The sequence below is a fragment of the Mesonia sp. K7 genome (genome assembly GCF_003233725.1).
Taxonomy (GTDB): domain Bacteria; phylum Bacteroidota; class Bacteroidia; order Flavobacteriales; family Flavobacteriaceae; genus Mesonia.
On record NZ_QKQV01000003.1, the window covers coordinates 59,162 to 72,443 of the forward strand.

The window sequence follows — 13,282 nt, forward strand, 5'->3', positions numbered from 1 at the left end:
GAAGATAAATCAAATTCGGCTACTTATTCTTCCGTAATCACCAACTTATCTTATAAGGACTTAAAAAACGAAGGTTCTATTTTTGAAATCATTACCAGAATACAAGAAAAATCTAAGCTTTCTGGTCGTGGCGTATTTGATGAAACTTTCCGAATGACCTTAGATACCACAAAAATCATAAAAGTAGAAGACAGCTTAAAACATTCTTATACCTTTCGGATCATAAATGACACCATAGAAAACAATATCACACAAAATCTAGTATTAAATTATAACAACCAAAATCATGAAGGAGGGTATTTTGCCTATATTTATGAATATCATATGAATGAAGATCAAGTAATAGAATTTCTTAGCGGTAATGCAGAAGAAATCAATTCCCTAACTACGCTATTTTATTACGATACAGACTATTCTCAAAATCAAGTTGAAGCAACTTTTGATGAAGATTGTTTTGAAACTATAACTATTATAGAAGCACAACCCTGTGAAACAGGATGTATGCCTGGGACTGGTTGTCCATGGGAGGGAGAACCCTATGGACCTCAAGAAGCTGTTACGGTACAAGTTTTTAGTTTAGACTGTGGTGGCGGTGGCGGCGCAAGCGGGGTAAATCCTTGGACAAATTGGTACCCCCATCACACTAGCGGTGGCACAAGCAACACCAATACTTACCCAGGAAATCCACCTGCCACCAACCCAGGTGAAGAACAACCCATTGGAAGTGATGATAACATTATGACAGTGCCTATTTTTGATCTGACACCATATAAAGAAGAAGATTGTGTATTCTTAAATGAAGCCTTAAAAGAAGATGATGTAAAAGACGCCATAAACTACCTAAAAACAAAAACAAGCGGAAAAATAGAGTATGGTTATAAAATTGAGTATAAATATAATAGTACAGAACAAAAATACCAACATTACCCAACGCTAAGTACTTCATCGGCAAATGCTTTAACGGTAAACATAAAAATTGGAGGGCAAGTGCAAGGCGGGGCTCATAATCATCCTATTAAAGCGCAAGCTATACCCTCTTGGGTTGATTTAGACTGGCTACGAGATTGTGAAAGAGAAAACTCTAAACTTAATGATGGCAATGCATTCAGTATCGTAGTTGTTAAAGACCCTGATTCCAATAATCCAAACAACAACATAACCTATGCGGTAACCATAAATGATTTCCATGCCTTATCTACCCAGATAGACTTTGAAAGAAACCAAAAAAAGGTGTTAAGAGAACCAGATGAGGATGATAAATTAAAAATAATAAATAAAAAATTTCAACAGAAATTTATCGATGTACAAGATGATTCTGAAGAACTGGAAAAGAGATTTTTACAAGTCTATGCTAATTATGGAATAAATCTCTATAAAAGAAACGATACAACAGATAATTGGGAAGAGGTTGTTATAGAAAATAATGTTGTTAAAAAAAATCCCTGTTTAAACTAAAAGCAATAAATTATGAAAAAACTTAATATTATAATATTATCCCTTGTTTTTTTGATAAGTCTTTCTTGCAAGGCTCAAATTACGATAAATATAGAAGATAATGATGGATCTGAAACACCCAACGTATATTATAAAGACACCAATAATCTTTTAGACCCTTTTGTGGGTACTTGGGTGTTTGATAATGGCACCCAATATCTAAAAATAGTCTTCGAGAAAAAAACCATGGTCGATGCAGGTGATTACCATGAAGATTTATTGATTGGCGAATTTCAATACAAAGAAAATGGGGTAGAGCTGGTCAATACGCTAAGCAAACTTACCAACCCTTCTTTGCCTTATGTATATCACCACAGCATACATGGTAATTATATCAACACCTATAAATACAGCCCTTTTAATGATTATACTACTGATGTATTTAGAATAGAATTAATTATGGGTGAACCTAATGGATATTCTAGTAACTTAGATGTAAGAATAGCTACTGTAAATGGGCAACCAGCCATTCAGATATTTAAGGCAGGAGGAATTAGAACTGTGCATGTAAATGATCCACCACCAGCGCCTATTATTCCAGATGGTTTTTATTTTTTGATGAAGCAATAATAAAAATTCTCTACTTTTATACTAGCGGTAGGGTTAAAAACCTAACCGTTTTTGTTATGTATTAGGTTTACAGTAAACCATGTCTTCTGAAAGGAGGAATTACTAAACGAGCTTTAAAGAATTCATAAAATTCCTGTGAAAACAGGAATCTCTATATAGAAAGCTGAAAAAGATTCCTGCCTTCGCAGGAATTCTTTACCTCTTCATCCAAGTTTTAAAATCAATTTCTTGGGAAATGATTTCTTTTAATTCAGCTATCGCTACTCGTTTTTGTTCCATCGTGTCGCGGTGACGAATCGTAACGGTATGATCTTCTTTGGTTTGGTGATCTACCGTAATACAAAAAGGCGTTCCGTTGGCATCTTGCCTTCTATAACGTCTTCCTACGGCATCTTTTTCGTCATAAATCACGTTAAAATCCCATTGTAAATCTTCTACAATCTGTTCGGCAATTTCTGGCAAACCATCTTTTTTCACCAATGGGAAAATTGCTGCTTTGGTCGGAGCTAAAATCGCTGGAAGTTTTAAAACCGTTCTGGTATTACCATCTTCTAATGCCTCTTCTTGTAGAGAACTAGAGAAAACTGCCAAAAACATACGGTCTAAACCAATCGAGGTTTCGATGACATAAGGCACATAATTTTTATTGAGCTCCGGATCGAAAAACTGTAATTTCTTACCCGAATGCTCTTCGTGTGCTTTTAAATCGAAATCTGTACGCGAGTGAATTCCTTCTAATTCTTTAAACCCGAATGGAAAATTAAATTCGATATCGGTTGCAGCATTGGCATAATGCGCCATCTTTTCGTGATCATGGAAGCGATAATTTTCTTCTCCTAATCCAAGCGAAGCGTGCCATTTCTGACGGGTTTCTTTCCAGTATTCAAACCATTTGAGTTCTTCTCCTGGACGCACAAAAAACTGCATTTCCATTTGTTCGAACTCACGTTGACGGAAAATAAACTGCCTCGCAACGATTTCATTCCTAAAGGCTTTACCGATTTGAGCAATCCCAAATGGGATTTTCATACGACCTGTTTTCTGTACGTTGGCAAAGTTGACAAAAATACCCTGGGCAGTTTCTGGTCTAAGGTAAAGATCTGTAGCAGAATCCGCCGAAGCACCTAATTTAGTACCAAACATCAAGTTAAACTGCTTGACGTCGGTCCAGTTTTTAGAACCACTTTCGGGGCAAGCAATACCCAGTTCTTCTATCAAGGCTTTGACATCGGCAAGGTTTTCTGCGGTAAGAGAAGTCGCCAAACGCTCCATAATGGTTTTTTGCTCTTCACGGTAACGTAATACTCTTGGGTTGGTCGTCACAAACTCTTCTTCGTTAAAAGCTTCCCCAAAACGCTTTTGGGCTTTATCGATCTCTTTTTGTGCTTTTTGATTGATTTTTTCTACATAATCTTCTACCAAAACATCAGCACGGTATCGTTTTTTGGAATCTTTGTTATCAATCAACGGATCATTAAACGCATCGACGTGACCCGAAGCTTTCCAAGTGGTGGGGTGCATCAAAATAGCTGCATCTAAACCTACAATGTTTTGGTGCATTTGCACCATACTTTTCCACCAATAATTTTTGATGTTATTTTTGAGCTCGACACCGTTTTGACCGTAATCGTAAACGGCACTCAAGCCATCGTAAATTTCGCTTGACGAAAATATATATCCATACTCTTTGGCATGGGATATCACTTGCTTAAAATTGTCTTGTTCTTTTGCCATGCCGCAAAAATATAAATTATCGGGATTTTAAATGCGAAATTTTGTAGGATGTTTATTCTAAAGTAAAGGTTTGCGTTGCAATACTGCTTTCGCCTTCAAATATATTGATGATGTAATCGCCTTTTACCAAGTTTTCTTGATTAACGACAAAAGAAATACAGGTTTCAATGGGTTTGTTTTGATAATCAACTTCAGTAGAAGCACTATAAATGAGTTGTTTTTCCCCGAAATTTTCCATTTTTCGCATACCCATCAAGTTATTTTTAGGATTGATGATTTGCATGTATAGCTTCTTTTTTCCTGTTTCTACAAACTCATTTCCTACCAACAAAAAGCATGAACTTATCTCATTGGTACGTTTTAGACTTGATGTCGTAATAGGTTCTTGTTTTTGGTTTCCATAAATGCCAAAAACAGCCAAATTACTCAATTGTAATAAGGAAGCCTTTTTTACTTTTTCTTCGAGCTCTGTGTTTTTATTTTGCAGTGAATCTGATTTCTGCTGTGTGAGTTGTAATTCTGTCGAAGTGCTATCGATTACTTTTTGTAATTGCTGATTTTCTGATTGCAAATTTTCTACTACTTTCTGAATTTTTACATTCTGCTGTTTTAGTAAATCTACTTGTATTTGGTAGCGTCTAAATTTGTCGGCAGTCATTTCCATCGTCTCTAGTGAATCTAACAAATTGGAAATACGCTGTTTTTCGGCAATTAAATCTTCTCGCAAAGATTTATTTTCGACAATAATAGATTCGTATTTTTTCTCGAGTTGGTCTAATTCTTCCTTTAGTTTTTGCTTTTCGGAAGCGATAATTTTGCCATTTTCCTCGTTTTCTTGATAGATGAGATAAGAATAACCAACTGCCAAAATGAGAAACAGGGCTAAAATTCCCAAAAGGATTTTTAAAACTTTATAATCATTTTTTTCACTCATAATCAAGTATTTGAAAAAAAAATCTTTATCTTATATCCCAATAGCTAGGTTGTGCTTAAAGATTTATTTCAACTTTTCTTACCTCATCATTGTGCTTGTTGCCAAACGCTTCTGAAAGGCGACGAAAAATGCCTTTGTACCTATTGCAGGTTTTTGTTGCCCACTACAAATATGCACAATCATAACGAAAATAGAATTAAAAAATTATTTAGACATAAAATTCCGATAGAAAATGCAGTGGCTTTATTGAATTTTAAAAAACAAAATTTAACGCAAGAGCTTTTACATCAATTGAAATATAAAGGAAATGAACAAGTTAGCTACACCTTAGGAAATTGGTTAGGGGAAAATCTAAAAGAGCGTGAATGGGCAAAAAAAGTGGATGTTATTATTCCTGTGCCGATTCATAAAAGAAGAAAACGCAAAAGAGGCTTTAACCAAGTTACCGGTTTTGGGAAAAACCTAGCTAAGCATTTGCAATGTGAATTTCACGAAAGTGTACTCTTGAAAAAAATACCCGCCAAAACACAAGTTTTTAAAAGCAAATATGAACGAGAAGCTATAAAATTAGATTGGCTCATTCTTCAAAAACCTGAAATCATTGCCAACAAACATGTGCTTTTGGTAGATGATATTATTACCACAGGTTCGACTTTAGCGGCTTGTGGCGAAAAACTACTCGAAGCCAAAAATGTAAAAATCAGTATCGCTACAATGGCGGTGACAGTTTAGCCAATTCACAAAAAATATCGTTTCTTTGTGGCTATATTTGCAGTGATGAATTACAGAAGCTTCGTATATTTTTTCTTCGCTTTAGTTTTGGTAAGCTCTTTGAGTAATTGCGCTAAACGCGGAAGACCAACTGGAGGTCCACAAGATACCTTGGCGCCACAGTACATTCGTTCGAGTCCAGAAAATTATACGACCAATTTTAATGCTAAAGAAATACGTATTTATTTTGATGAATACATCAAACTCGATAATCCGCAGCAGCAAATCATTTTTTCCCCACCCATCAATCCACGTCCGGTTATAGGACCAATGGGTTTACCGCGAAAGTATATTTCGTTAGAAATAAACGACACTTTACAACCCAACACAACCTACACCATCAACTTCGGGAAATCGATTGTAGATAATAACGAAAACAATCCCTTACCCTATTTTAAGTATGTTTTTTCGACAGGAGATCATCTCGACTCGCTACAAATCCGCGGAAGCGTAAAAGATGCTTTTGAAAAAGATACCGAAGAATATATTTCGGTGTTGTTGTACGAAATCAACGAAGCCTACACCGACTCGATTCCGTATAAAGAATTGCCCATCTATATTGGTTATACGCAAGATTCGACCACGACTTTTACCATTGAAAACATGAAAGCGGGAAAATACCGAGTCATCGCGATGAAAGATAACAACAGCAATTATTTATTTGAACCCAATGTCGATAAAATAGGTTTTCTAGAAGACACGTTAGTTTTACCTTCAGAAAACGCTTTGGATATCACCATTTTTAAAGAGCAGCTCGATTTTAAGGTAACCAACATCAAACAAAACGGAGCACAAAAAATATTGTTGGGTTACGAAGGTTTACTTGCCGAAAATTTTGAAGCAAGTGCGCTCAACGCAAGTTCAGATTTCACAAGCAGGTTTACCGAAGATATAGAAAAAGACACCATTTACCTTTGGTATGCACCCAAACAAGAATTAGACAGTTTGGTTTTTGAAGTCAAACAAGACCTTTACCGCGATACTTTAATGACGAGATTGAAGGAATTGTATAAAGATACGCTCACTTTTACGGCTTTACCGCAAGGGAAAATCAATTTTTATGAGAAGTTCCAACTGCAGGCGAATGTACCCATCACAAAAGTTGATAGCAGTAAGATTAGTATTCTCAATAAAGATTCTCTTTCGGTAGCTTTTACGACCAATTTTCTCAAAAATAAAAATACGCTTGAGTTAGATTTCGCTAAAGCGGAAGACGACAAATATGCGATTACGGTTTTACCCGAAGCTTTTACCGATTATTTTGACAGAACCAACGATACCTTAAGTTATCGTGTTTCTTCCCCAAAATTATCAGATTTAGGAACCCTCAGAATTAATTTGAGTAACCTTCAAGAAGCTCCTGTAATTGTAGAACTCATAGAAAACAAAAAGATTATTCAGCGAAAAACCTTGTTGAGTATAGAGGAAAATTCAGTGTTTTTTGAAAGCCTAAAACCTGCAAAATACAAGGTTCGCTTTATTTTTGACACCAACCAAAACGAGCGTTGGGACACTGGAAGTTTTCTAAAGAAAATACAACCTGAAGAAATAAGATACTTCCCCACTGAAATAGAAGTTCGCGCCAATTGGGATGTGGTCGAGCGTTTTAGTTTATAGTAAAACTATCCCGATCGTTGAGGAAACCTAATTTTTTTCTCGCTTCCAACATTTTTTCTTTGCTCAAAATCACGGTTTCTGTGTGTTCGTTTTCACGAAAGTTTTGATTGATTCTTTCTCCTAAATAATCATAAACTGCAGAATGCCCAACAAAATCAAAATCATTACCGTCTTTGCCCACACGATTTACGCCAAGCGTATAACACATATTTTCAACCGCTCTCGCTTGTAGTAAAACATCCCAAGCTTGGGTACGTTTGGCAGGCCAATTGGCTACATATAAAAGTAAGTCGTAATCTTGAGTGTTTCTCGCCCAAACCGGAAAACGTAAATCATAACAGATAAGCGGACAAATTTTCCAGCCCAAATAATCTACGATCAGTTTTCTGTCACCAGCAGTGTAATAATTTTGCTCGTTTGCCAAAGTAAACAAGTGTTTTTTATCATAGGTTTTGTAGTTTCCATCAGGAAAAACAAAATACAAACGGTTGTAAAAATGCTTGTCTTCTTCAATTATCAAACTTCCAGTAATTGCCGCATTCTTTGTTTTGGCAATTTTTTGCATCCACTGTAGGGTTTCACCATTTTCGGGTTCTGACAATTGGGTATTCATCGTAAAACCTGTCGAAAACATTTCTGGCAAAACAATAAGTTGTGTGTCTTCAACTTGAGAAACCATTTCGCTTAAAGCGGAAATATTCTTGGTTTTATTTTCCCAAAATATATCGAATTGTAAGTACGTGACTTGAAGCTTTTCCATCGTTTAGTGTGTAGAATTTAAAAATAAAGAATTATCTTTAAGAAAATCAACAAATTCTATCTAAAATGAGCTTTGGAGCTGGACATATACAAAATATGATTAATACAATAAAGTTTAATCGAAACCAGCAACGTTCTAATCTTAAAGGTTATAAAGATGATTATTTTTTCAAATCTGGTGAACTGGACGAAAACTATATAAATGTTTTTAAAGAAAAAGTTCCAGGAGAGAAATTAGACCTCATCAAAAAGCAAATTAGAAAAGAAGCTCAAAAAAGAAACCGTAAAGATACTATGTTAAAAATGGGCATTGTTATTTTCTGCCTGAGTTTACTTGCGATTTTTTTGTTTTGGCTATAGAATATTTATGATTTTCTTAATAAAATATTCAGTTTATTGATACTTTAACAAATTTTAACTTCTTTAGAAAAACTGTACCTCATTCATCTTCGTAAGTCTTGGTAAATCAACAAACTTTAGAAGATTATGAGAAACAAAAAAATTAAAGTAGAACCTGCTGCTGTCGGTAAAGGCAACAGTAGAAGAAAGTTTTTAAAGCTTAGTGGTCTTGCTGTTGCAGGAACTGGGCTACTACTAAGTTGCAGTAGCGATGACGATGGAGGAAATCCAAATCCCGATGTTTTTGACTTAGGTGGCGGTGATCTAGGTGTTCTTAACTATGCTTATGCATTAGAACAATTAGAAGCAGAGTTTTATACGCGTGTAGTAAATGGTTCTTATTGGTCTAGTGCTGCCACAGAAGAAAAAAATATTCTTGAAGATTTATATAACCATGAGGTAAATCACCGAGAATTTTTTAAAGCAGCCCTCAATGCAAACTTTAGTGCAGATGTTGTTTTACCCGCACAATTAGAATTTGACTTTTCATCCGTAGATTTTAATAACAGAAACTCTGTTTTACAAACAGCGATGGTTTTAGAAGATACTGGCGTTAAAGCATACAATGGTGCTGGTAAAATTATTGAAACTGCAGCCTATTTGGTGATTGCAGGTAAAATTGTATCGGTAGAAGCAAGACATGCCGCAGCCATAAGAAGTATTATTGGTGGTGATATGGACGATTTTAAACTATTCTCTGGTGATGATATCGTAGATGCAAATGGTTTAGATGGAGCAGAAAATCCTTCGGTAATCATTCAAGCGGCTGGTGGTTTTATTGTGACACCTTTTACAGCCAATCAGTTGCCGTAAAAATCAACTTTCATTAATTTAAAAAACAACATTATGAGTATTATAAAATTTTTAGACGAATTTACTAACGATAATATTGAAGGAAAGCTTGCTTCAAGAAAAGATGCGTTAAACAAAATCACGAGAATAGGAAAAAAAGCAGCGATGGCTTCTATACCTTTAGGATTAGCTGGTATGGTTTCACAAAAATCAAAAGCTGCAGTTTTTCAAAGTAACGATCAAGTAGTAGCTACTTTACAGTTAGCTTTAGTTTTAGAATATCTTGAAGCAAGTTTTTACAATCAAGCTTTAGATTCTGGGGTGTTAACCAATCCTAAAGCAACAGCTATTTATGAGCAAATCGCTAAACATGAAAATGCCCACGTAACACTTTTAAAAGACGTGATTAACAGTTTAGGAGAAACACCAGGAGCAGAACCAACATTCGATTTTACTGCTGGCGGAGCTTTTGACCCCTTTAATGAAAATGGTGCTGGTCAAGAAACTGCTTATGCACAACTTTTAGCTTTAGCACAAGCTTTCGAAGATACAGGTGTGCGAGCTTATAAAGGTCAAGCCGGAAATTTAATGGGCAACGATCAATTACTGACAGCAGCGCTTCAAATCCATTCGGTTGAAGCAAGACACGCTTCAGAAATTAGAAGATTAAGAGGTCTTGAAGGCTGGATCACACTCAATCAACGTGGTATAGGAATGCCTGCAGCAGCTCAGCCAGTTTATGATGGAGCGACACCCGAGAGCAACACTATTCAAGGTGGTGTTGATGTAACTACTTTAGGTAACGGAAACCCGTTTACTGCAGAAGCTTCTTCACAAGCTTATGACGAAGTGCTGACTGGTGATGAAGCAGTTGCCATCGCAAGTTTATTTATCGAGTAATGATAGAAAAAATTCTTAAAATTCTATAAAGCTTCCTTAATAGGAAGCTTTTTTATTGAAATATTCCGTAATTTTATTTGAAATCTAATTTTTAAAGCTATGGGAATTAAAAGTTTTCAAGGGAAACATGTGGGTATAACAACTTCAGAAAATATTACTGTAAAAGACTTTATGCATAAAGATGTATATGTTTTTCATAAAGGGCAACCCATTCTAAAAGTGATTGATGAAATGGTAAGAAATAGGATTTCTGGAGGACCTGTAATTAATGAAAAAGAAGAATTAATTGGTATTATTTCAGAAGGTGACTGTATTAAACAACTCTCAGAATCTCGTTATTACAACCAACCTATCGAAAACGTTTTGGTAGACGATTACATGGTTCATAAGGTAGAAACCGTTAACCCAGATATGAATTTGTTTGAAGTGGCAAACAAATTTCTAACCGAACGTAAAAGAAAATTTCCGGTTTGTGACGAACGCGGAAGACTTATTGGCTTGATAAGTCAAAAAAATGTACTCGAAACTGCTTTAAAACTTCACGGAGTAAATTGGAAATAAAAAAAGACCTCAAATTGAGGTTTTTTTTTAAGAAATCAGTGTTCCGTTATCGACACCTTTTTCATCTGGATTTACAAAAACCAATTTTCCGTCTTTATTTTGAGTCATCAATACCATTCCTTCACTTAATGTTCCTCTCAGCTTTATGGGTTTTAAGTTTACCACTACCGAAACTTTTTTACCCACCACTTCTTCTGGTGAAAAATGCTCTGCAATCCCAGAAACAATTGTTCTTTTATCAATTCCGGTATCTACTTTTAAGATTAATAATTTATTGGCTTTAGGCATCTTTTCTGCCTCAATTATTGTTGCAGTTCTGATATCGAGTTTGGTAAAATCGTCAAACTCTATCAATTCTTTTTGAGGTTCTACCGTTTTAGCTTCTGCCATATTTTCTTTTTTTGTTGCTGCTAGTTTCTCTAATTGTTGATTGATTTCTTCGTCTTCTATTTTCCCAAAAAGTAATTCTGATTGCCCAATTTGGTGTCCCGCTTCTATCAACTCTTTTTGCGTTACTACCGAATCCCAGGATTTTATGGTGTCAAGGTTTAAGATTTTCTGCAGTTTTCTCGAAGTAAACGGTAAGAAAGGCTCAGAAACAGTTGCCAAAGCAGCAGCAATCTGCAACGCAACATTCATCACGGTTTTGGTACGCTCTTCATCTGTTTTTATCGTTTTCCAAGGCTCTTCGTCGGCAAGGTATTTGTTACCGAGACGGGCTAAATTCATCATTTCGCCTTGAGCTTCTCTAAAACGATATTTCTCTATCGAACTCGCAATTACATTCGGATAAGCACGAAGTTCAAAAAGTGTATTTTCGTCTACATCACTCAATGCTCCCATTGCTGGAACTTTACCATCGTAATATTTATTGGTCAATACCACTACACGATTGATAAAGTTCCCGAAAATCGCCACTAGCTCACTGTTATTACGTTGCTGAAAGTCTTTCCAAGTAAAATCATTGTCTTTGGTTTCTGGTGCATTTGCTGTTAGCACATAACGTAACACATCTTCCTTTCCAGAGAAATCTTCTAAATACTCGTGCAACCAAACCGCCCAATTTTTAGAGGTCGAAAGTTTGTTGCCTTCTAAGTTTAGAAATTCATTTGCAGGGACATTGTCAGGCAAAATATAACTTCCTTCAGCGTTCAGCATCGCTGGGAAAATAATACAGTGAAAAACAATATTGTCTTTTCCTATAAAATGAACCAACTTGGTCTCTTCATCCTTCCAGTATAGCTGCCAATCTTTACCGGTTTTTTCTGCCCATTCTTTGGTTGCCGAAATATAACCGATAGGTGCGTCAAACCATACATAAAGCACTTTTCCTTCGGCATTTTCTACCGGGACTGGAATTCCCCAATCGAGGTCTCTGGTAACAGCTCTTGGACGTAAACCATCGTCAATCCAAGATTTGCATTGCCCGTAAACGTTAGCTTTCCAATCTTTTTGGTGTTGGTTTAAAATCCAATCTTTGAGCCAAGGTTCGTATTGGTCTAAAGGTAAGAACCAGTGTTTGGTTTCTTTTAAAATAGGCATATTTCCTGTAATTGCCGATCGTGGATTGATCAAATCGGTCGCGTTATGCGATGTCCCGCATTTTTCACATTGGTCACCATAACTATCCTCATTGCCGCATTTTGGGCAAGTACCTACCACAAAACGATCGGCGAGAAACTGCTGTGCTTCTTCATCGTATAATTGCTCGGTAACTTCTTCGGTAAACTTTCCGCTATCATATAGTTTTTTAAAGAATTCTGAAGCGGTCTGATGATGAATTTCTGCCGACGTACGAGAATAATTGTCGAAGGAAATTCCAAAATCTTCAAAAGATTTTTTGATGATACGATTGTATTTATCGACTACTTCTTGTGGTGTTACTCCTTCTTTTTTTGCTTTTATAGTAATAGGAACACCGTGTTCGTCACTTCCGCAAACAAAAACAACATCTTTGCCTAACTGCCTTAGATACCTTACATAAATATCTGCAGGAACATAAACTCCTGCCAAATGACCAATATGTATTGGGCCATTGGTATATGGTAATGCTGCTGTAACGGTGTATCTTTTTGGAAAATTCATTTATTTTATTTTGAAAGTGTAAAAATAGCAAAACCCTATTGGCTTAAAATAAATTATATGAAATATTTATGTATTATTGTGCTTTAATTTTTAAAAACATAAAACAATGAATTTAATTAAAAAAATTACCCTAGTTTGTTTCTTAGCTATAGCTGCAATTGCATGTAGTAACGATGATGATAATGGATCATCAAAGAAAAATGAATTTACCTATGATGGTACATCATATGAATTATCCTTGGGATATTTAGAAGATTTCGGAGAATTTTCAGAAGGAGTTTACAATTTTGACATCTATCTTCTTTCAAGCAATGCCGAGAATGGTATGTATTTTGAAATGTTTACAGATAACCAAAATAAATTAGAGGTTGGAACTTATACCCTAAGTAATAGTGGTAACGCAAATACATTTTCTAGTTCTTCTGAAATAGGTATAAATTTAAATAGCGAAAATGAAAAGTATTATGAGATAACTGAGGGAACGGTTGAAATATTATCAAACGATACTTATAAAATCGAGTTTGAGGGTACAGCAAACGGTAAAGCTTTCTCTGGATATTATAAAGGTTCTTTAAACAGTGGTGACATTCTGCCAAGACCTGCTAGAAAATAAAATAATTTTTGTTTAGAATAATTTAAAAATCCTCTTTTCATACCTTTGAAAAG

13 protein-coding genes are annotated in these 13,282 nt (G+C 35.5%); 9 read left to right on the forward strand and 4 right to left on the reverse strand.

From position 1 onward, the window contains the following. Positions 1 to 153: 153 nt before the first annotated feature. Positions 154 to 1,455: a hypothetical protein gene (locus DNG35_RS03005; protein ID WP_111126275.1), complete on the forward strand. Its 1,302-nt coding sequence runs from the start codon at positions 154 to 156 to the stop codon at positions 1,453 to 1,455. Between the two features lie 12 nt (positions 1,456 to 1,467). Continuing rightward, positions 1,468 to 2,064, forward strand: coding sequence for a DUF6705 family protein (locus DNG35_RS03010; protein ID WP_111126276.1), 597 nt, complete (start codon positions 1,468 to 1,470; stop codon positions 2,062 to 2,064). A gap of 195 nt (positions 2,065 to 2,259) precedes the next feature. On the opposite strand, the gene DNG35_RS03015 is transcribed toward DNG35_RS03010, so the two are convergent. Together DNG35_RS03015 and DNG35_RS03020 are read right to left on the reverse strand one after the other, a co-directional pair. After that, complete coding sequence (locus DNG35_RS03015) at positions 2,260 to 3,798, reverse strand: glycine--tRNA ligase (RefSeq protein WP_111126277.1); 1,539 nt, start codon at positions 3,796 to 3,798, stop codon at positions 2,260 to 2,262. Between the two features lie 52 nt (positions 3,799 to 3,850). Further along, entirely contained in the window at positions 3,851 to 4,732 is an 882-nt protein-coding gene (locus DNG35_RS03020; RefSeq protein WP_111126278.1) for a hypothetical protein, read from the reverse strand. Positions 4,733 to 4,783: 51 nt separating this feature from the next. On the opposite strand from DNG35_RS03020, the gene DNG35_RS03025 reads away from it, so the two are divergent. Then, positions 4,784 to 5,464, forward strand: coding sequence for a ComF family protein (locus DNG35_RS03025; protein WP_146228823.1), 681 nt, complete (start codon positions 4,784 to 4,786; stop codon positions 5,462 to 5,464). A 27-nt stretch (positions 5,465 to 5,491) separates the two neighbouring features. Then, positions 5,492 to 7,120 (forward strand): Ig-like domain-containing protein, encoded by a 1,629-nt coding sequence (locus DNG35_RS03030; RefSeq protein ID WP_146228824.1) that lies wholly within the window; start codon positions 5,492 to 5,494, stop codon positions 7,118 to 7,120. On the opposite strand, the gene DNG35_RS03035 is transcribed toward DNG35_RS03030, so the two are convergent. Next, positions 7,110 to 7,880 (reverse strand): amidohydrolase, encoded by a 771-nt coding sequence (locus DNG35_RS03035; RefSeq protein ID WP_111126281.1) that lies wholly within the window; start codon positions 7,878 to 7,880, stop codon positions 7,110 to 7,112. The genes DNG35_RS03030 and DNG35_RS03035 overlap by 11 nt on opposite strands. Before the next feature lie 95 nt (positions 7,881 to 7,975). On the opposite strand from DNG35_RS03035, the gene DNG35_RS03040 reads away from it, so the two are divergent. The 4 genes from DNG35_RS03040 to DNG35_RS03055 all read left to right on the forward strand — a co-directional run bounded on the left by DNG35_RS03040 (position 7,976) and on the right by DNG35_RS03055 (position 10,531). Then, positions 7,976 to 8,239 (forward strand): hypothetical protein, encoded by a 264-nt coding sequence (locus tag DNG35_RS03040; protein WP_146228825.1) that lies wholly within the window; start codon positions 7,976 to 7,978, stop codon positions 8,237 to 8,239. A gap of 126 nt (positions 8,240 to 8,365) precedes the next feature. After that, complete coding sequence (locus DNG35_RS03045) at positions 8,366 to 9,091, forward strand: ferritin-like domain-containing protein (protein WP_111126283.1); 726 nt, start codon at positions 8,366 to 8,368, stop codon at positions 9,089 to 9,091. 33 nt (positions 9,092 to 9,124) lie between these two features. Beyond that, positions 9,125 to 9,970 carry a ferritin-like domain-containing protein gene (locus DNG35_RS03050; RefSeq protein WP_111126284.1) on the forward strand — a complete coding sequence of 282 codons (846 nt, stop codon included), beginning with the start codon at positions 9,125 to 9,127 and terminating at the stop codon, positions 9,968 to 9,970. A gap of 99 nt (positions 9,971 to 10,069) precedes the next feature. Continuing rightward, positions 10,070 to 10,531 (forward strand): CBS domain-containing protein, encoded by a 462-nt coding sequence (locus DNG35_RS03055; RefSeq protein ID WP_111126285.1) that lies wholly within the window; start codon positions 10,070 to 10,072, stop codon positions 10,529 to 10,531. 27 nt (positions 10,532 to 10,558) lie between these two features. Here DNG35_RS03055 and metG read toward each other — a convergent pair whose 3' ends face one another. Continuing rightward, positions 10,559 to 12,616, reverse strand: coding sequence for a methionine--tRNA ligase (gene metG / locus DNG35_RS03060; RefSeq protein WP_111126286.1), 2,058 nt, complete (start codon positions 12,614 to 12,616; stop codon positions 10,559 to 10,561). Between the two features lie 106 nt (positions 12,617 to 12,722). Here metG and DNG35_RS03065 point away from each other — a divergent pair, with 106 nt between their 5' ends. Then, on the forward strand, positions 12,723 to 13,229 hold the full coding sequence (locus DNG35_RS03065; protein ID WP_111126287.1) for a hypothetical protein: 507 nt from the start codon (positions 12,723 to 12,725) through the stop codon (positions 13,227 to 13,229). The last annotated feature ends 53 nt before the right edge of the window (positions 13,230 to 13,282 follow it).